This is a genomic window from Actinopolymorpha sp. NPDC004070 (assembly GCF_040610475.1).
Lineage (GTDB): Bacteria > Actinomycetota > Actinomycetes > Propionibacteriales > Actinopolymorphaceae > Actinopolymorpha.
Map to the genome: position 1 here is coordinate 241,236 of NZ_JBEXMJ010000008.1, position 17,931 is coordinate 259,166.

The following is a 17,931-nucleotide window of genomic DNA, read 5'->3' on the forward strand; positions in this document are numbered from 1 at the left end:
GGCCCGGTCGTGGAGCTTCCTGCTCCGCGGCCGGGCCGAACGCGTCCCGACGGACGTACCGACATGTGCTCGTGCCATGGGGGCCCTGCGTGACAAGCCCTACTTGACGAATCCCTTGGCGCGCATCCAGTCGCGGGCGACGAGTCCGGGGTCCTCCCCGTCGACGTCGACCTTCGCGTTGAGCTCGAGCATCGTGGCGGTGGTCAGCTTCGCGGTCAGCGGCTCCATCACCGCGCGCAGCCGCGGGTACTTGCGGGCGATGTCCTCACGTACGTTGAAAGCCACGTTGTAGTTGGGGAAGAAGTGCTTGTCGTCGGCGAGCACCTTCAGGTCCAGCGCCTTGATCCGGCCGTCGGTGGTGAACACCTCGCCGAAGTTGCAGCGCCCCTTGTCGGTGGCGTCGTAGACGACGCCGGTGCTCATCGTGCGGATGTTGCCGCGCGGCACCTTGGAGCCGAGCGGGACGCCGTAGGTCTTGAGCATCGGCTCGAAACCGTCGTCGCGGCTGGCGAACTCCGACTCCACGCAGAACGTCAGGTCCTTCTTCGGCAGCTTCTTCAGGTCCGAGAGCTTCGACACCCCGAGCTTCTTCGCTTCCTCCGAACGGATCGCGAACGCGTAGGTGTTGTTCATGGGAGCCGGCGCGAACCACTCCAGGTGGTGCTTGGCAAGGTCGTCCTGCCGTACGGCCTTCCACTGCGCCTCTCGGCCGATGACCGGTTTGGTCTTGCCCAGATAGCTGATCCAGGCCGTCCCGGTGTATTCCCAGTTGGCGTCGACGTCACCGCGCAGCAGTGCCTGGCGTACGGCGACGCTGCCGGTGATGTTGGTCTGGTCCACGACGTCGGCGCCCGCGGTCCGCAGGGCGATCACCGCCATCTTGCCCAGGATCAACTGCTCGGTGAAGTCCTTCGACCCCACCACGATGCGGGCGTCCTTGAGCGAGGGTTCGGGCTTGATCGAACCGGGGTCGGCCGCCGGGGCGAACTGCGAGGCCCCCTTGAGCCCGCACCCACTGGCCAGCAGCAGGCCGGCCAGCACGACCAGCGCGACCGCTCGCACAGGCGCCCGGCGCCCGAGCCGGGGCCGGCTGCGCCCGGTAGGGCCCGGATGGGTTCGACCCGGATGGTTCTGCGACATCTGACCGGCCTCCCTTCACATGCCCTTGGGGCGGGCGACTTCCTCGACGACCCGGCCGAGCCAGTCGATGAACAGAGCCAGCGCGGCAACAAGGACCGCACCGACCACCAGCACACTCGTGCGCTGCAGCGTGATGCCGGTGGTGATCAGGCTGCCCAGGCCGCCGCCGTCGATGAACGTGGCGAGCGTGGCCGTGCCGACCAGCAGCACCAGGGCGACCCGGACCCCGGCGAGGATCACCGGCACGGCGAGCACCACCTCGATGCGCAACAGCACCCGCGTCGCGGACATCCCCATGCCGCGGCCGGCCTCGACGAGGTTCGGGTCGACACCCTGGATTCCGGTGATCGTGTTGCGGAGTACCGGCAGAATCGCGTACGCCGCGAGGGCGATGATCGTGGTGGTGAAGCCGAGGCCGAGCCACAACGCGAGCAGGACCAGCAGGCCGATCGCGGGCGCGGACTGGCCGACGTTGGCGAGAGCGATGATCACCGGAGCGGCGACGCGGGTCCGCCGCCGGGTGAGAAGCACCCCGAGCGGCAGGGCGATCACCAGTACGACGGCGGTGGAGACCGCGGCCAGCACGATGTGCTCCCAGGTGCGCTGCAGCAGCGCCGCAAGGTTGAGTTGACGGGCCGCCACGGCGTCGAGGTGGGCGAGCTGGACGTAGGCCACCACGCCCGCGACCATCGCGACGACCACGAGCGGCTGGCCGATCCAGCGCAGGCGCGCGGGCTTGCCGGGGGCGTCCTCGGCGAGTTCGAGTGCGTCCGGGTTGGCCGTCGTGGCACTCACTGCGCAACCTCGGCGGTCCCGGGGCCGGCGGAGCCGGCCCCGCTGTTGCCGTTGTTGCCCGACTGGAGTTCCTGGATGGCGTGCATCACCGTCTCCACTCTGATGACGCCCTGGTAGGTGTCGCGCCGCCCGGTGACCACGACCACGCCGTGGCTGGAGGTGAGCATCGAGTCCAGTGCGTCGTTGAGCGTGGCCTGGGTGCCGATGACCGCCAGGTTGTCGTCGCGGCGGCGCGCGGCGAGGGCGCCCGGCTCCCGGGCGAGATCTCGCAGCGACAGCCACCGAATCGGCCGGCGGCGCTCGTCCAGCAGGATGCAGTTCTCACGGTTGCCCGCGCGAACCCGGGCCGCGGCCTCCTTCGCCTGCTCCCCCACCGTGGCGGTCACCGCCTCGTCCAGGTCGACTCCCCCGACGCGCCGCAGGGTCAGCTGTTTCAGCGCCGCGCCCGCGCCGACGAAGCCCTCAACCGACTCGTCCGCCGGGTTGGCGAGGATCTCGGCGGGAGTGTCGTACTGCACGATCCGCGAACGCTCGGCCAGCACCGCGATCCGATCACCGAGCTTCACCGCCTCGTCGAAGTCGTGGGTGACGAAGACGATCGTCTTGCCCAGCTCCTCCTGGATCCGCAACAGCTCGTCCTGCAGGTGCTGGCGGGTGATCGGGTCCAGCGCGCCGAACGGCTCGTCCATCAACAGCACCGGCGGGTCCGCAGCCAGTGCCCGGGCCACGCCGACCCGCTGCTGCTGGCCGCCGGACAGCTCCCGCGGATAGCGGTCGCGGTACTGCACCGGGTCCAGGCCCACCATGTCCAGTAGTTCCTCGACGCGTTCGGCGGTCCGGGAGCTCTTCCACTTCAGCAGGCCCGGCACCAGGCCGATGTTGGCGCCCACGGTGAGGTGCGGGAACAGGCCACCGGCCTGGATGACGTAACCGATGCCCCGGCGCAACTCGTCGGCGTTGCGCCGGCTGACGTCGTCGCCGCCGAGCAGGATCTGCCCGCCGGTGGGTTCGATCAGCCGGTTGATCATCTTCATCGTCGTCGTCTTGCCACAGCCGGACGGACCGACGAAGACGACGATCTCCCCGGCGGGGATGTGCATGCTGACGTCCTCCACGGCGGCGGCCCGCTGGCCGGGATACCGCTTGGTGACGCCGACGAGGTCGATGGGCACCCCGTGGCCGTTGTCGGAGCGCTCGGCACTGCCGGAACTGCCGGCGCCGGTGGACCCGGCGGACTGCTGTGTGGACTCAGACACGGATACCCCTCGAGGTCGTGTACTTGCCGACGAGCACGAGGATGCCGTCGAAGATCAGGGCCAGCACGACGACGCCCAGCGTGCCTGCCAACGCGGAGTTGACAGAGTTGGCGCCGCCCAGCCGGGACAGGCCGGTGAAGATCAGCCCACCCAGGCCGGGGCCGGAGACGTACGCCGCGATGGCGGCGATGCCCATCACCATCTGGGTGGAGACGCGGATGCCGGCGAGGATCACCGGCCAGGCGAGCGGGATCTCGACCCGGACGAGCGTGGTCAGCCGGCCCATCCCCATGCCGCGGGCCGCGTCGACCAGCGCCGGATCGACTCCGGCGAGCCCGACCACGGCGTTGCGCAGGATGGGCAGGCTGGCGTAGAAGACGACCGCGGTGACGGCCGGTGCCACCCCGATGCCGAGCGGTGCGATCAGCAGCCCCAGCAGGGCGAACGACGGAATGGTCAGGGCTACGGCACTGGTGGCGGTGGCCAGGCCGACCGCATGCCGGTTGCGTTGGACGAGGACCGCCACCACGAGGGCGAGCAGCGTGGCGACGACCACGCACTGCGCCACCATCGAGGCGTGCTGGAAGCCCTGGAACACCAGCACTTCACGGCGGTCGACGAGGAAATCCCACAGGTTCACGGGGCGGTCTCCTCCTCATTGGACTCGGCCCCCTGGCTGCCAACCCGGACTTGCGGCAGGCAACCCGGCCTTGCCACCGGATCGGGCGTACTCCCCGTGCGTTTCCTCGCGAGCGGACTGTGCCCCGCAGGGGAGGACATGAGCCACGGTCAGGTCGTTCGGGACCGTCCCGGAGAGCATTCTCCGAGCCGTGGCACAGGTCTGCGGTGCCGGTGCGCACCGCGAGGCGGGCAGGTCCGGCGCAGAGGCTCTTTCCTACCGAAGTGAGGGCCGAAGTGCAAATTTCCCAGAACGCTCGGTGGCCCCGCGCGCCGGAACCAGCGCGCGGGGCCACCGAGAGGGACACAGAACGGGGTGAGGACGAGACGCCGGGTCACGGCACCGGATCACGACCCGGGACGCCGGCTCAGACCGGCAGGGTCGGTTTCAGCTCCAGCAGGTGTGCCAACAGGCCGTTGACGAAGGCCGGGGACTCCTCACCGGCCAGCTCCCGGGCCAGCCGGACCGCCTCGCTGACCGCCACCGCGTCGGGCACGTCGTCGGCGTAGAGAAGTTCGTACGCACCGACCCGAAGGATGTTGCGGTCGACCGGCGCCATCCGGTCCAGGGTCCACCCCTGCGCGTGCGCCGCCAGCAGCTCGTCCAGCCGGGCGGCGTGCTCGACCACGCCCTCCACCAGCCGGGCGGTGTAGTCCGGCACGGGCGGGTCGGCCAGCTCGATCCGGTCGGCCAGGGTGGTCAGCGGGGCGCGGTCGCGCAGCTCGGACTCGTAGAGAACGTCGACCGCCCGCTTGCGTGCCTTCGATCGTGCGGGCACTACACCCGTCCGAGGTAGTCGCCGGACCGGGTGTCGACCTTGACCTTCTCGCCGGTGGTGATGAACAACGGCACCGCGATCTCGTAGCCGGTCTCCAGCCGCGCCGGCTTGGTGCCGCCGGTCGAGCGGTCGCCCTGCAGGCCCGGCTCGGTGTACTCGATGGTCAGCTCGACCGAGGCCGGCAGCTCGACGTACAGCGGGACGCCCTCGTGCACCGCGACCGTGGCGGTCTGGTTCTCCAGCATGAAGTGGGCCGCGTCGCCGACGGTCTCGGTGGAGATCGGCAGCTGGTCGTAGGTGGTGGCGTCCATGAAGACGAAGGACTCGCCGTCGTTGTACAAGTAGGTCATCTCGCGCTTGTCGACGGTGGCGACGTCGACCTTCACGTCGGCGTTGAACGTCTTGTCGACCACCTTGCCCGACAGCACGTTCTTCAGCTTGGTGCGCACGACCGCACCGCCCTTGCCGGGCTTGTGGTGCTGGAACCACACCACGCCCCAGAGCTGGCCGTCGAGGTTGAGCACCATGCCGTTCTTGAGGTCGTTCGTGGTTGCCACTGCGGTATTCGCCTCTCAGCTGCGTGCGTTTCGTGTCGCTTCGACCCGTTCGGGCGGAGCCGGCCGGCGCCGCCTGGCGGGAACCGGCCGGAGCCGCCTTCCGTCAGGCCAGGACGAGGAGATCCCTGCCGGACTTGGTGAGCACCTCCACCTCGCCGTCGTGGACGATCAGCGTGTCCTCGATGCGGACACCACCGCGGCCCGGCAGGTAGATGCCCGGCTCGATGGTGACAGGAGTGCGAGTGCCGAGTTTACCCTCCGCCGTCCGGGCGAAGAACGGGTCCTCGTGGATCTCCAGCCCCACCCCGTGCCCCAGGCCGTGGGTGAACCGCTCGCCGTAGCCGGCGGCGTCGACCACGTCCCGGGCCGCCGCGTCCACCTCCGACAGCGCGACACCGGGCGCCAGGGCGTGCCGACCGGCTCGCTGGGCAGTACGCACGACGTCGTAGATCTCCCGCTGCCAGTCCGCCGGCTCGGCCCCCACGACCACGGTCCGGGTGCAGTCGGCGTGGTATCCCTCGTAACGAGCGCCGAAGTCGATCTTCAGGAAGTCACCAGCGGCCAGCAGCCGGTCGGTCGGCCGGTGATGCGGAATGGCCGAGTGCTCCCCACCCGCGACGATCGTGTCGAACGCGACGGCCTCGGCCCCGGCGGCGAACATCCGTGCCTCCAGGTCGCGGGCGATGTCGCGCTCGGACCGGCCCACCAGCCGGCCGGCGAACAGGTCGGCCAGCGCCTTCGTCGACACCGCACAGGCCTGCCGCAGGTGGTCGAGCTCGACACTGTCCTTGTCGACCCGCAGCCCCTCCACAGCACGGTGCAGCGAGCCCGGCGCGAGAGCGGGTTCGAGCGAACGCAGGGCCTCCAGTGCGTCGACGGTCAGCGAGTGCGTCTCCACACCGAGCCGGGAGACGCCCCACGCGGCCGCGCGCCGTGCCAGCGCCGCCAGCAACTGCCGGTCGACGACGATCTCCAGGTCCGGGCACTGGGCGGCGGACTGGTCGGCGTACCGGCCGTCGGTGGCCAGCACCGCGGCGTCGTCGCCCTCGGTGCCGTCGGCGCGAACCAGCAGCGCGGCGTTGGAGCCGGTGAACCCGGAGAGGTACCGGACGTTGACGAGGTGGGTGATCAGAGCGGCGGGAACGTCCCTGGCGGCGAGCAGGTCGCGCAGCCGGGCCCGGCGGGCGGCGTGAATGTCAGGCACCGCTCCACCCTCGCGCCCCGGCCCGCCCGGAGCAACCCCCGGAGGTGATCACGTCCTGAACGTAGGTCAGGGACGGTGGGTCGCCGCGACCGCCGACAACGCCAGGCGGTACGACTCGAACCCGAATCCCGCGATCGTCCCCGTCGCCACCCCGGCCACCACGCTGGTGTGCCGGAACTCCTCCCGCCGCGCCGGGTTGGTCAGGTGCACCTCGATCAGCGGGGCGGTGAGCTGGGCACAGGCGTCGCGGACGGCGTAGGAGTAGTGGGTGAACGCGGCGGGGTTCAGCACCACCGGCGTCGAGGCGTCGGCGGCCTCGTGCAGCCAGCGCACCAGCTCGGCCTCCTGGTCGGTCTGGCGGACCTCCACCTCCAGGCCGAGTTCGGCGCCGGTCTTGGCGCAGGAGGCCACCAGGTCGGCGTACGACGTGGAGCCGTAGACGTCCGGCTCGCGCGAACCGAGGCGGCCGAGGTTGGGGCCGTTCAGGACGAGAACACGCACGCGGTCAGGCTAGGGCATCGCCCGGCAGCCGCCCCGCGCGGCCGCGCCGTCGGCGGCCAGGGCTGACGAACCGTGCGTACGGGAATAGCATCCTCACGTGAACGACGTCCTGGTGGTGATCCTTGCCGGACTCGCCGTCCTCGTGGGGATGGTGCTCTTCCGGCGACGCGGGCCCGAGGCCGACCGGGCGGTGCCCGGGAGCCGGCCGTACGCGGGATCCGGCCTCCCGGGGCAGCAGGCACAGCCGGGCCAGCAGGACCAGCAGGGGCGAACCCCGGGGTCCGGGCAGCCCGCCCGGACAGGCACCGCGCGGATCCTCAACCAGCCCGTCGACCCGATGGTCGTGGCCGTGGTGGTGTCCCTGCTGGGCCAGAACAAGAAGATCAAGGCCGTCAAGGAGCTGCGCGAGTCGACCCGGCTGGGCCTCGCCGACGCCAAGGCGCTGGTGGAGGCGATCGCCGCCGGGCACCGGCCGCCCACGGTCGTGCTGCGCGGCGACGCGGTCGACGTCACTCCGCCCACCTCGGCCCGGGACCCGCACGGGTCACCGGTGTCGCAGGAGTCGGCGGGCCCGTCGCCGGCGGACCTGGCCGGACGCGCCCGCTCGCTGCGCTCGCAGGGCCTCGAGAGCGAGGCGGTCCAACTGGTCCGGGCCGAAACCGGGATGGGCCTGGCCGACGCGCAGCGGTTCGTCCGCGCGCTCGGCTGAACCCGAACCCACGTTCGGCGCAGCCCCACGAGCCCGACCCCCACGACCCGCACGAGTCGTCGACCGGAGGTGCCCCGCTGATGCGGATGAAGGAGATGGTCGCGCGGACCGGGGTGCACGAGCGCCTGCTGCGCTACTACGAGCAGCAGGGCCTGCTCGCCCCCGACCGGTTGCCGAGCGGCTACCGGGTCTACAGCGAGGCCGACGTGGAGGCAGTCCGGCGGATCCGCTGCCTGCTGGCCGCCGGCCTGCCCACGGCCACCATCGCCCAGGTGCTTCCGTGTGTGAGTACCGACGACGACCGGCTCGTCCCCACCTGCCCCGATCTGGTCGCCCGGCTCCACCGGGAACGCGAACGCATCAGCCGGGCCATCGACGAGCTCGCCACCTCGCGGGAGATGCTGGACCACGTGCTGTCCGCGGCACCGCCAGAGCCGAGACCGGCTTCCTAGCGGGTGTGCGGGTGTGCGGGCGCGCACAGCCGGGAAGTCTTCGGCCATGAGCGCCTGCGAAGTTTGCGGCAACGACTACTGGATGTCGTTCGAGGTCCACACCGGAAGCGGTGCGGTGCACACGTTCGACTCCTTCGAGTGCGCGGTGCAGCGGCTGGCTCCGGTGTGCGAGCAGTGCCGCTGCCGGATCATCGGGCACGGGGTGGAGGTCGACGGCAGGTTCTTCTGCTGCGCCCACTGTGCCCGCGGCTCCGGCGCCGCGCACGGCAAGGAGATCCGGGACGCCGCGGGAGTACGCCCCGGCTGAGCGGTCCGGTCGCCGGGCGTCAGCCCGCGATCGTGTCGTACGCCGAGCGCATCAGGTCGGCGTCGGGGCCTTCCAGCAGGCCCGGCTTGGCCAGGCCGTCCAGGACGACGAAGCGGACGAGATCGCCGCGGGCCTTCTTGTCCAGCCGCATCCCGGCCAGCAGGGCGGGCCAGTCGGCGCCGCGGTAGGCGGTCGGCAGGCCGAGCCGGTCCAGGATGTCGCGGTGGCGCCGTGCGGTGTGCTCGTCCAGTCGCCCGGCCAGCCGGGCGAGCTCGGCGACGTAGACCAGGCCCACCGACACCGCGGCGCCGTGCCGCCAGCGGTAGTGCTCGGCGCGTTCGATCGCGTGCCCCATGGTGTGCCCGTAGTTGAGCACCTCGCGGCCGATGCCGCCGCCTGCGGTGGCCGAGGTCTCGGTGAGGTCGTCGGCGACGACACCGGCCTTGATCCGGACCGAGCGTTCGACGAGTTCGGCGGTGAGGTCGCCGGCCGGGTCGGCGGCGGCAGCGGGGTCGGCCTCGATCAGGTCCAGGATCACCGGGTCGGCGATGAACCCGCACTTGACCACCTCGGCCAGCCCGCTCACGTAGTCCGGCCCCGGCAGCGTGCGCAGGGACGCCAGGTCGCAGAGCACGCCCCTCGGCTCGTGGAAGGCGCCGACGAGGTTCTTTCCCTCGGCGGTGTTGATGCCGGTCTTGCCGCCCACGGCCGCGTCGACCATGCCGAGCAACGTGGTCGGCACCTGTACGACCGCCACGCCGCGCAGCCAGGTGGCCGCGACGAACCCCGCGAGGTCGGTGGTCGCTCCCCCGCCGACGCCGACCAGCGCGTCGGAGCGGGTGAAGCCCCACGCGCCGAGGGCCGACCAGCAGCGGGCGGCGACCTCGGCCGTCTTGGACTGCTCGGCGTCGGGCACCTCCAGCAGGTAGGCGGAGAAGCCGCGCCCGGTCAGCAGGTCGCGGATCCGCTCGCCGGTCGCGGTCAGCGCCTGCTGGTGCACGACGGCGACCTTGCGTACGCCGTCGCCGAGCAGTGCGGGCAGCTCGTGGAGCACGTTCGTACCGACGACGACGTCGTAGGGACGGGCGGTGCGGACCGGGATCCGGACGGACTCGCTCACGGCCGGCACTCCCCCGCCGGGCCGGTGCCCCGCACCGTGCGGAGCACCTCGGCGGCGATGTCGGCCGGCTCGCGCCCGTCGGTGGAGATCACCACCGAGGCGACCTCGCCGTAGAGCGGGCGCCGGGCGTCCATCAGCTGCTTGAGCTGGCCACGGACGTTCCCGAGCAGCAGCGGCCGGGAGGTGTCCAGGCCGACCCGGCGGGCCGCGTCGGCGAGCGAGACGTCCAGGAACACCACGTGCTGGCTGCACAGGTCGCGGCGGGTGTCGGCGTCCAGGACCGCACCGCCGCCCAGGGCGAGGACGCCCGGGTGCTCGGTCAGCGCCCGGCGGACGGCAGCGCGTTCCAGCCGGCGGAACGCGGCCTCGCCCCGGTCGACGAAGATGTCCGCGATCACCGATCCGGTCTCGGTCTCCACGTCGGTGTCGGTGTCGCGGAAGGTCACGCCGAGCAGCTCGGCGACGAGCGTGCCGACGGTGCTCTTGCCGGCACCGGGCGGGCCGATGAGGACGACCTTGGGCGCGGTCAACGGATGCTCAGCTGGTCGAGGTAGGCGGTGACGTTGCGCCGGGTCTCCGGCACCGAGTCGCCGCCGAACTTCTCGAGTACGGCGTCGGCGACGACCAGCGCCACCATCGCCTCGGCGACCACGCCGGCGGCCGGCACCGCGCACACGTCGGAACGCTGGTGGTGGGCCCGGGCCTCCTCGCCGGTGGCCACGTCGACGGTCCGCAGGGCGCGCGGCACAGTGGAGATCGGCTTCATCGCCGCGCGTACTCGCAGCAGCTCACCGGTGGACATGCCGCCCTCGGTCCCGCCGGAACGCCCGGAGGTGCGGCGCAGTCCGTCGTCGCGGCGTTCGATCTCGTCCTGGGCGGCCGAGCCGCGGGTCCTGGCCAGCTCGAACCCGTCGCCGACCTCGACACCCTTGATCGCCTGGATGCCCATCAGTGCGGCAGCGAGCCGCGCGTCCAGCCGCCGGTCCCAGTGCACGTGGCTGCCGAGTCCGGGCGGCAGCCCCCACACGACCACCTCGACCACACCGCCGAGGGTGTCGCCCTCCTTGTGCGCGGTGTCCACCTCGGCCACCATCGCCTGGCTGGTCGTGGGGTCCAGGCAGCGCACGGGGTCGGCGTCGATGCGCTCCAGGTCACCGGCGGACGGGACGCTGCCCGCCGGGGCGCGCACCGTGCCGAGCTCGACGACGTGGCTGAGCACCGACGCGTCCAGCGTCTGGCGCAGGAACGCCGTGGCGACCGACCCGAGTGCGACCCGGGCCGCGGTCTCCCGGGCGCTGGCGCGTTCGAGCACCGGGCGGGCCTCGTCGAAGCCGTACTTCTGCATGCCCACCAGGTCGGCGTGGCCGGGGCGGGGACGGGTCAGCGGGGCGTTGCGGGCCAGGCTGGCGAGCTCGTCGGGGTCCACCGGGTCGGCGGCCATCACCTGCGACCACTTGGGCCACTCGCTGTTGCCGACCCGCACCGCGACCGGGCCGCCGAGCGTGCGACCGTGCCGGACGCCGCCGAGGAAGTCCAGCTCGTCACGTTCGAACGACATCCGGGCGCCGCGGCCATAGCCCAGCCGCCGACGGGCCAGCTGGCGGCTGACGTCGTCGGTGGTGATCTGGACGCCTGCCGGCAGTCCCTCGAGAATTGCGACCAGGGCGGGGCCGTGCGACTCGCCCGCGGTGAGCCACCGAAGCATGCCGGAGAGTCTTTCACGGCACCCGACGGCTCAGCGCGTGAGGTACCAGCCGAGCACCGGCTCGCCGTACATGACCGTGAGCAGGAATCCCGCCAGCAGGAACGGCCCGAACGGGATCGCGGTCTTGCGGTGCGCGCGCCCGGCCACCACAAGCCCGAGGCTCACCAGCCCGCCGAGCACGAATGCCGCGAACGTGCCGACCAGGACGTACGGCAGGCCGAACCAGCCCAGCCCCACTCCGAGCACCCCCGCCAGCTTGACGTCACCGAAGCCGAGCCCGGACGGGGTGAGCATCCCCAGCAACGCCAGGAACACCCACAGCGCCGCCCCTCCGACCAGCGCCCACGCCAGCCGGGACCAGGCTCCGGTGACCAGCGCGGCGCCGCCGAGCAGCGCGACCACCACGGCGTACGACGGCAGCACCACGGCGTTGGGCAGCAACCGCACCCGCAGGTCGACGTAGCCGAGCAGGATCCCGGCCAGGGCAAGGTAGAGAACGGCCGGCAGGGCCGCGTCGGGTCCCAGCCGCCACGCCAGCAGACCCCAGGTCAGGCCGGTCGTGACGGCGGCCACCACGGGCAGCGCCGGCCAGCGGGCCAGCTCGGCGTAGGAGACGGGCTCGTCCTCGTCGTCCAGCCGGGCCGGATCGGGCAGGCACGACACCCAGCGCGGGACCAGCGTCCCGGCGACACCGCCGACCGCGACGCAACCCGCCACGAACGCGATGTTCCATGCCGTCACGGTGTCGGAGCCTAGCGGCCGGCGCGGCGTCGCGGCCGGTTGTCCACAGGGGCGGCCGGGGCCGGGCCCGCCGCCCCCTGCTCAGCCCGCCCGGCTGAGCAGGGCCTGCTCGCCGGCGGCCCGCATCGCCGCCACGGGAACGGGCGTCTTGCCGGTCATCTGCTCCACCTGCAGCGCGGCCTGGTGGACCAGCAGGTCTAGCCCGCCGAGCACCACCCGCCCAGCCTGCCCGGCGGCCTCGGCCAGCCGGGTCGGCCACGGGTCGTACAGCGCGTCGAAGACCACCTCGGCCCGCCGGGCGACCTCGGCGGCGACCGATGCCGCCGCGGAGTCCGGGACGGTGGACACCGCGAGGTCCAGCCCCGCCGGCAGGTCGGCCGCGGCGTCCCCCCAGGCGACGACGCGCAGGTCGACGCCGAGGTCGGCCGCGAGCCGGCGCAGGTTCTCGGCGCGCGCGGGGTCGCGGGCCAGCGCCCACACCCGGGTCGCGTCCATCGCCGCAGCGGCGGCAAGGGCGGAGGAGGCGGTGGCGCCCACGCCGACCAGCAGCACCTCGCGGACGGTCGTGACGCCGCGTTCGCGCAGCGCCTCGATCACGCCGGGCACGTCGGTGTTGGTGCCCGTACGCCGGCCAGCGGCCAGCAGCACGGTGTTGACCGCGCCGACCATCCGGGCGGGCTCGGCCACCTCGTCACACAGCGGGATGACCGCCCGCTTGAGCGGCATGGTCAGGGACAGGCCGCGCCAGGAAGGGTCCAGGCCGTCGAGAAAGCCGGCCAGCCCCTCCTCGTCCACCTCGAACGCGTCGTAGCGCCACGGCACACCCAGCTCGGCGTACGCCGCGCGGTGCAGCACCGGCGACAACGAGTGCCCGATCGGCGAGCCGAGCACTGCGCACCGGCGTACGTGCGTCTTCTCCGGCTTCACGGCGTCAGCACCGGTCGGAGTGCGTACGGCACCAGCTCTGGAACTGCCGTACGTATCTCTCGTGCTCGGCGAGAGTGGTGGCGAACTTCGTTTCACCGGTGTCGGGGTTGACGGTGACGAAGTACATCCAGGAACCCTCGGCGGGATGGATGGCCGCGCGCAGCGCACGCTCACCGGGTGAGTTGATCGGGCCCGGCGGGAGGCCCGGATGCACGTAGGTGTTGTACGGCGAGCGGTTGGCGCGTTCGGCCGGGGTGGTCGAGGGGGTGTCGTACCGGTTGATCGCGTAGTGCACGGTCGAGTCCAGCTGCAGCCGCTGGTTCTTCGCCACCCGGTTGTAGATCACCCGGGCGACCTTCGGGAAGTCCGCGGGCCGGCGGGCCTCCGCCTCGACCAGGCTGGCGACCGTGACCACCTGCAGCGGGTCGAAGTCGGACCTCGCGGTGCTGTCGGTCAGGCCGAGCTGCGCGCTCACCTGGGTGTGCCTCTTGGTCATGTCGCCGAGCAGCGAGACGGCCGTGGTCCCCGGGTCGATGTCGTACGTCGCGGGGAACAGCATCCCCTCCGCCTTGCCCTTGGCGTACTTCGGCAGCCCCAGCGAGGACGGGTCCTTCAGCGCCTTGTCGAACTCCGACTTCGGGATCTTCGTCTTGTCCGAAAGGATCGACACGATCTGGGAGACGCGCCGGCCTTCGGGCACGGTCACGCGTTCCATGATCCGGGCGTCGGGGTCGAGCAGCAGGCCGAGCGCGTTCTTGGCCGCCATCTGCTCGCGCAGCCGGTAGTAGCCGGGCTGGATCGACAGTGCCCTGGAGTCGTTGCGGGCCGCCCGGGTGAACGCCTCGGCGCTCTTCACCACGTCCTTGCGCTCCAGGGTGTCGGCGATGTCGGTGCTGGACTCCCCCTGCTCGATCTGGACGACGACCTCGCCCTCGCCGGATCCGGTGTAGTCCGGGACGCTGAACACGTCCGAGAGCAGGGCGCGGCCCTTGACCACCGCGACGGCGCCCAGACCGCCGATCACGGCGAGGGCAAGCAGGACGGCGATGCAGCCTCGCCCGCGGCGGTGGCGTACGCGGCCCGAGGAGGTCTGGAATCCGAGCTCACTCACTGGCTGTCCTTCTCCTTACGGTCGAGCCCGGCGGCTTTCCGGTGGAACGCTCGGTGTCGAGTGCGTTCTGCAGGATGACCGCTGCCGCTGCCTGGTCGATGCGGTCCCTGGTGCTCTTGGTGGACCGCCCCTGCGCCCGGAACCCCTGCTGTGCACCCACCGTCGACAGGCGTTCGTCGAACAGCCGCACCGGGACCGGTGCCAGCCGCTCGGCGAGCTCTGCGGCGAACTCGCGCGCCTTTGCCGCGGCGGGCCCCTCCCGGCCCGACAGCGACACCGGCAGCCCGACGACGACCTCGACCGCCTCCGACTCCTCGGTCAGCGCGGCCAGCCGGTCGAAGTCACCGGGGCCGCGCCGGACCGTCTCCACCGGAACGGCGAGATATCCGGACGGGTCGCAGCGGGCCACCCCAATTCGGACGTCACCCACGTCGACACCCAGCCGTACGCCGCCGCGCATCGTCGCCGTCCGCTCAGCTGCTCGTGACCCGCGTGCCGACGGCGTACTCGACCTCGCGGAGGGCCTCGTCGGCCTTGCCGGGGTCGGTGCCGCCGCCCTGCGCGACGTCGTCCTTGCCCCCGCCGCCACCGCCGAGTACCCCGGCGGCGACCCTGACCAGCGCTCCGGCCGAGAGCCGCCAGTTGCGGCCCTCGTCGTTGACCGCCACCACCACCGAGGGCCGGCCGCCGCTGGCGCCGACGACGGCGACCACGGCGGGCCGGTCGGCGGGCATCCGGCCACGCACGTCCAGTGCCAGCTTGCGCAGGTCACCGGCCGAGGCGCCGTCCACCCGGTGGGCGACCAGCGCGACGCCGAACACGTCCTTGGGGTTGGCGGCGAGCTGCCCGGCCGCGGCGAGCACCTGCTGCACCCGGATACGTTCCAGCTCCTTCTCGGCGGTGCGCAGCCGGTCGATGATCCCGGCCACCCGCTCGGGAAGCTCCTCCGGGCGTGCCTTGACCGCCTCGGCGAGCTGGCCGAGCAGCACGTGCTCGCGGGCAAGGAAGCGGTAGGCGTCCGCGCCGACCAACGCCTCCACCCGGCGGATGCCGGCACCGACAGAGGACTCCGTCAGCAGCTTGACCACGCCGAGCTGCCCGGAACGACCGGCGTGCGTGCCGCCGCACAGCTCCCGCGCCCAGTCGCCGACGGAGATCACCCGCACCACGTCGGGATACCTCTCGCCGAACAACGCCATCGCACCGGCCTGGCGCGCGTCGACCAGCGGCATCTCCTCCGCGGTCACCGGCAGGTCGGCGAGCAACAGGTCGTTGACCCGCTCCTCGGCCTCGGCCAGCACGCTCTCCGGCACCGGGCCGGTGGCGGTGAAGTCGAACCGGAACCGGCCGGGTGCGTTCTCCGAGCCCGCCTGCGCAGCGGTCTCCCCGAGCGCCTCCCGGAACGCCTTGTGCACCATGTGGGTCGCGGTGTGCGCGCGGGAGATCGCCCGCCGGCGCTCCACGTCGACCAGGGCCTGTGCGACGGTGCCCGGCACGACCTCGCCCTCGAGCACCTTCGCCTGGTGCACGATCAGGCCGGACAGCGGTGACTGGACGTCGTGGACGACCAGCCGCGCGCCGTTGGCCAGCTCGACCACGCCCTCGTCGGCGAGCTGGCCGCCGGACTCGGCGTAGAACGGCGTACGGTCCAGTACCAACTCGACCGTGTCGCCCTCGCGGGCGGAGGTGACCGGCTCGCCGCCGACCAGCAGGCCGGCCACGCGGCCCTCCGACTCCACCTCGTCGTACCCGGTGAACTCCACCGAGCGGCCGAGGGTGTCGGCGACCGAGCGGTAGGCGGACAGGTCGGCGTGTGCGGTCTTGCGGGCGGCGGCGTCCTGCTTGGCGCGGGTGCGCTGCTCGGCCATCAGCCGGCGGAAGCCCTCCTCGTCCACCGACAGGCCGCGCTCGGCCGCCATCTCCATGGTCAGGTCAAACGGGAAGCCGTAGGTGTCGTGCAGCTGGAACGCCTTGGTTCCAGGCAGCACCGAACCGCCGGACCGGCTGGTCTCGGTGGCCGCGAGGTCGAAGATCTGCGCACCGGTCTTGAGCGTGCCGAGGAACGTCTCCTCCTCGGCGTAGATCACCGAGCTGATCCGCTGCCAGTCGCTCTCAAGCTCGGGGTAGGACAGCTTCATCCGCGACTGGCTCACCGGCAGCAGCGCGGGCATGGTCGCCTCGTCGACTCCGAGCAGCCGCATCTGGTTGACGGCCCGGCGGATGATCCGGCGCAGGACGTAGCCGCGTCCCTCGTTGCTGGGCGAGATGCCGTCGCTGACGATCATCAGCGCCGACCGCACGTGGTCGGCCACGACCCGCAGGCGTACGTCGGTCTGGTGGTCGGCGCCGTAGGAGCGTCCGCTCAGCTCGGTCGCGCGGTCGAGAACCGGCCGGATCTCGTCGTTCTCGTAGATGTTGTCCACGCCCTGCAGCAGCGCGGCCATCCGCTCCAGGCCCATGCCGGTGTCGATGTTCTTGGCCGGCAGGTCGCCGAGCAGCTCGTAGCCCTCCTTGGCCGGCCCCTCGCCGCGCACCCATTGCATGAAGACGAGGTTCCAGAACTCCAGGTAGCGGTCCTCGTCGACCTCCGGGCCGCCCTCGGGGCCGTACTCCGGACCGCGGTCGATGTAGAGCTCGCTGCACGGTCCGCACGGGCCGGGCACGCCCATCGACCACAGGTTGTCGGCCATGCCGCGGCGCACGATGCGGTGCTCGGGCAGCCCGATGAGGTGCCGCCAGATGTCGGCGGCCTCGTCGTCCTCGTGGTAGACGGTCACCCAGATGCGGGACTCCGGCAGGCCGAATCCACCCTCGCCTGTCGGGCGGGTGATCAGCTCCCAGGCGTACTCGATCGCCTGTTCCTTGAAATAGTCGCCGAAGGAGAAGTTGCCGTTCATCTGGAAGAACGTGCCGTGCCGGGTGGTCTTGCCGACCTCTTCGATGTCACCGGTGCGCACGCACTTCTGCACGCTGGTCGCCCGCGGGTAGGGCGGGGTCTCCTGGCCGAGCAGGTAGGGCTTGAACGGCACCATGCCCGCGTTGACGAACAGCAGGTTGGGGTCGTCGAGCAGCAGTGAGGCCGATGGAACGACGGTGTGGCCGCGCTCCCCGAAGAAGCGCAGGTAGCGCCGGCGAATCTCCGCCGTGTCCATCAGTTTCCGTCCCTCCAGCTCGAGTTGGGGTCACGGGCGAGGCGCGCGGCGGCCTCGGCGTCCAGACCCGCGTGTCCGTTCGGCTCGGGCGCGTCCAGCGCGAGCGCGTTGCGCAGCTCCTGCTCGCGGGCGTCCATGCCGGCCCGGATCTCCTCTCCGAACGCGCGTACGGCGTCGCCCAGCCCGCCCAGCTGCCTGGCCAGACCCTGGGGGCTGAACGCCTCCGCCTGCCGGGACAGCTTGCGGACGACGACCACGCCGACGGTCGCGCCCACCACGACCCACACCAATCGCCTCATGCGACGTCGGCCTCCTTACGGCGCCGGCCACCGCGCATCTGCGAGCGCACCTGGCGCTCCACGTCGCGGCGGCTGCGGGCGGCGATCGCCCGGCGGACGCCGTAGGAGAAGGCGGCCGCCTTCACCAGCGGGCCACCGAGCGTGGCCGCGAACAGCGAGCTCAGGCCGGCGACGTTGTCGGAGACGGTCTGGACGCTCGAGGTGATCGCGTCGACGCGTTCGAGCTGGGCGTTGGTGGTCGTCACCGTCGTGGTGACCTCACCCAGCAAAGGTACGCTCTCGTCGGAGACGCCCCGGACGAGCAGGCGGGTCTCGTCCAGCACCTTGCCGAGCTTGAGGATGGGGTAGGCGAGAAGCCCCACGAGCAGCAGCAGCGCCGCGGCCGCGATCAAGCCCGCGATTTCACCGGCAGTCATGGCGACCAAACCTATAACGGTTGACGGCGCGGCGCGCGCCGCCCCTCGCTGCCGTGTCGTGGTGTCGACATGGCACGGTTTG

21 protein-coding genes are annotated in these 17,931 nt (G+C 71.9%); 3 read left to right on the plus strand and 18 right to left on the minus strand.

The genetic code is table 11. The features are described 5' to 3' along the window. Positions 1-99 precede the first annotated feature (99 nt). The 8 genes from ABZV93_RS16710 to aroQ all read right to left on the minus strand — a co-directional run bounded on the left by ABZV93_RS16710 (position 100) and on the right by aroQ (position 6,910). Positions 100-1,140, minus strand: coding sequence for a glycine betaine ABC transporter substrate-binding protein (locus tag ABZV93_RS16710; protein WP_354936301.1), 1,041 nt, complete (start codon positions 1,138-1,140; stop codon positions 100-102). 15 nt (positions 1,141-1,155) lie between these two features. Next, entirely contained in the window at positions 1,156-1,935 is a 780-nt protein-coding gene (locus tag ABZV93_RS16715; RefSeq protein ID WP_354936304.1) for an ABC transporter permease, read from the minus strand. After that, the gene (locus ABZV93_RS16720; protein ID WP_354936307.1) at positions 1,932-3,191 is read right to left on the minus strand and encodes a betaine/proline/choline family ABC transporter ATP-binding protein; all 1,260 of its coding nucleotides are present in this window, start codon (positions 3,189-3,191) and stop codon (positions 1,932-1,934) included. The genes ABZV93_RS16715 and ABZV93_RS16720 overlap by 4 nt, the downstream gene beginning before the upstream one ends. Continuing rightward, positions 3,184-3,831: an ABC transporter permease gene (locus ABZV93_RS16725; protein WP_354936310.1), complete on the minus strand. Its 648-nt coding sequence runs from the start codon at positions 3,829-3,831 to the stop codon at positions 3,184-3,186. Before ABZV93_RS16725 ends, ABZV93_RS16720 begins: the two co-directional genes overlap by 8 nt. Positions 3,832-4,237: 406 nt before the next feature. After that, the gene (gene nusB / locus ABZV93_RS16730) at positions 4,238-4,648 is read right to left on the minus strand and encodes a transcription antitermination factor NusB (RefSeq protein WP_354936312.1); all 411 of its coding nucleotides are present in this window, start codon (positions 4,646-4,648) and stop codon (positions 4,238-4,240) included. After that, complete coding sequence (gene efp, locus ABZV93_RS16735) at positions 4,648-5,205, minus strand: elongation factor P (protein WP_354936314.1); 558 nt, start codon at positions 5,203-5,205, stop codon at positions 4,648-4,650. Before efp ends, nusB begins: the two co-directional genes overlap by 1 nt. A gap of 103 nt (positions 5,206-5,308) precedes the next feature. Further along, complete coding sequence (locus ABZV93_RS16740) at positions 5,309-6,409, minus strand: Xaa-Pro peptidase family protein (protein ID WP_354936316.1); 1,101 nt, start codon at positions 6,407-6,409, stop codon at positions 5,309-5,311. 66 nt (positions 6,410-6,475) lie between these two features. Further along, entirely contained in the window at positions 6,476-6,910 is a 435-nt protein-coding gene (gene aroQ / locus ABZV93_RS16745) for a type II 3-dehydroquinate dehydratase (RefSeq protein WP_354936319.1), read from the minus strand. 97 nt (positions 6,911-7,007) lie between these two features. On the opposite strand from aroQ, the gene ABZV93_RS16750 reads away from it, so the two are divergent. The 3 genes from ABZV93_RS16750 to ABZV93_RS16760 all read left to right on the plus strand — a co-directional run bounded on the left by ABZV93_RS16750 (position 7,008) and on the right by ABZV93_RS16760 (position 8,378). Then, on the plus strand, positions 7,008-7,619 hold the full coding sequence (locus ABZV93_RS16750; RefSeq protein ID WP_354936322.1) for a ribosomal protein L7/L12: 612 nt from the start codon (positions 7,008-7,010) through the stop codon (positions 7,617-7,619). Between the two features lie 80 nt (positions 7,620-7,699). Next, on the plus strand, positions 7,700-8,071 hold the full coding sequence (locus ABZV93_RS16755) for a MerR family transcriptional regulator (protein ID WP_354936324.1): 372 nt from the start codon (positions 7,700-7,702) through the stop codon (positions 8,069-8,071). A 46-nt stretch (positions 8,072-8,117) separates the two neighbouring features. Beyond that, on the plus strand, positions 8,118-8,378 hold the full coding sequence (locus ABZV93_RS16760) for a Prokaryotic metallothionein (protein ID WP_092882752.1): 261 nt from the start codon (positions 8,118-8,120) through the stop codon (positions 8,376-8,378). 19 nt (positions 8,379-8,397) lie between these two features. On the opposite strand, the gene aroB is transcribed toward ABZV93_RS16760, so the two are convergent. The 10 genes from aroB to ABZV93_RS16810 all read right to left on the minus strand — a co-directional run bounded on the left by aroB (position 8,398) and on the right by ABZV93_RS16810 (position 17,849). Next, entirely contained in the window at positions 8,398-9,498 is a 1,101-nt protein-coding gene (gene aroB / locus ABZV93_RS16765) for a 3-dehydroquinate synthase (RefSeq protein ID WP_354936327.1), read from the minus strand. Then, positions 9,495-10,028, minus strand: coding sequence for a shikimate kinase (locus tag ABZV93_RS16770; RefSeq protein WP_354936330.1), 534 nt, complete (start codon positions 10,026-10,028; stop codon positions 9,495-9,497). The genes aroB and ABZV93_RS16770 overlap by 4 nt, the downstream gene beginning before the upstream one ends. Next, a complete protein-coding gene (aroC, locus tag ABZV93_RS16775; RefSeq protein WP_354936333.1) occupies positions 10,025-11,203 on the minus strand; it encodes a chorismate synthase in 1,179 nt (392 codons plus the stop codon). Before aroC ends, ABZV93_RS16770 begins: the two co-directional genes overlap by 4 nt. 30 nt (positions 11,204-11,233) lie before the next feature. Beyond that, positions 11,234-11,944, minus strand: a complete 711-nt coding sequence (locus ABZV93_RS16780) for an A24 family peptidase (RefSeq protein WP_354936336.1) — start codon at positions 11,942-11,944, stop codon at positions 11,234-11,236. 81 nt (positions 11,945-12,025) lie between these two features. Next, complete coding sequence (locus ABZV93_RS16785; RefSeq protein WP_354936339.1) at positions 12,026-12,871, minus strand: shikimate dehydrogenase; 846 nt, start codon at positions 12,869-12,871, stop codon at positions 12,026-12,028. Between the two features lie 4 nt (positions 12,872-12,875). After that, the gene (mltG, locus tag ABZV93_RS16790) at positions 12,876-13,982 is read right to left on the minus strand and encodes an endolytic transglycosylase MltG (protein ID WP_354936342.1); all 1,107 of its coding nucleotides are present in this window, start codon (positions 13,980-13,982) and stop codon (positions 12,876-12,878) included. Further along, complete coding sequence (gene ruvX, locus ABZV93_RS16795) at positions 13,975-14,442, minus strand: Holliday junction resolvase RuvX (protein WP_354936345.1); 468 nt, start codon at positions 14,440-14,442, stop codon at positions 13,975-13,977. The genes mltG and ruvX overlap by 8 nt, the downstream gene beginning before the upstream one ends. 13 nt (positions 14,443-14,455) lie before the next feature. After that, positions 14,456-17,134 (minus strand): alanine--tRNA ligase, encoded by a 2,679-nt coding sequence (alaS, locus tag ABZV93_RS16800; RefSeq protein WP_354936348.1) that lies wholly within the window; start codon positions 17,132-17,134, stop codon positions 14,456-14,458. Further along, a complete protein-coding gene (locus ABZV93_RS16805; RefSeq protein ID WP_354936351.1) occupies positions 17,134-17,433 on the minus strand; it encodes a DUF6167 family protein in 300 nt (99 codons plus the stop codon). Before ABZV93_RS16805 ends, alaS begins: the two co-directional genes overlap by 1 nt. Continuing rightward, on the minus strand, positions 17,430-17,849 hold the full coding sequence (locus tag ABZV93_RS16810) for a DUF948 domain-containing protein (RefSeq protein ID WP_354936354.1): 420 nt from the start codon (positions 17,847-17,849) through the stop codon (positions 17,430-17,432). Before ABZV93_RS16810 ends, ABZV93_RS16805 begins: the two co-directional genes overlap by 4 nt. Between the last annotated feature and the right edge of the window lie 82 nt (positions 17,850-17,931).

Excerpts from the sequence above, each read along its gene's own strand:
- ABZV93_RS16805 (WP_354936351.1), bottom strand. The coding sequence starts at position 17,433 with ATGAGGCGATTGGTGTGGGTCGTGGTGGGCGCGACCGTCGGCGTGGTC.
- ruvX (WP_354936345.1), bottom strand. The coding sequence starts at position 14,442 with ATGCGCGGCGGCGTACGGCTGGGTGTCGACGTGGGTGACGTCCGAATT.
- ABZV93_RS16755 (WP_354936324.1), top strand. The coding sequence starts at position 7,700 with ATGCGGATGAAGGAGATGGTCGCGCGGACCGGGGTGCACGAGCGCCTG.
- ABZV93_RS16760 (WP_092882752.1), top strand. The coding sequence starts at position 8,118 with ATGAGCGCCTGCGAAGTTTGCGGCAACGACTACTGGATGTCGTTCGAG.
- alaS (WP_354936348.1), bottom strand. The coding sequence starts at position 17,134 with ATGGACACGGCGGAGATTCGCCGGCGCTACCTGCGCTTCTTCGGGGAG.
- aroC (WP_354936333.1), bottom strand. The coding sequence starts at position 11,203 with ATGCTTCGGTGGCTCACCGCGGGCGAGTCGCACGGCCCCGCCCTGGTC.
- ABZV93_RS16810 (WP_354936354.1), bottom strand. The coding sequence starts at position 17,849 with ATGACTGCCGGTGAAATCGCGGGCTTGATCGCGGCCGCGGCGCTGCTG.
- ABZV93_RS16710 (WP_354936301.1), bottom strand. The coding sequence starts at position 1,140 with ATGTCGCAGAACCATCCGGGTCGAACCCATCCGGGCCCTACCGGGCGC.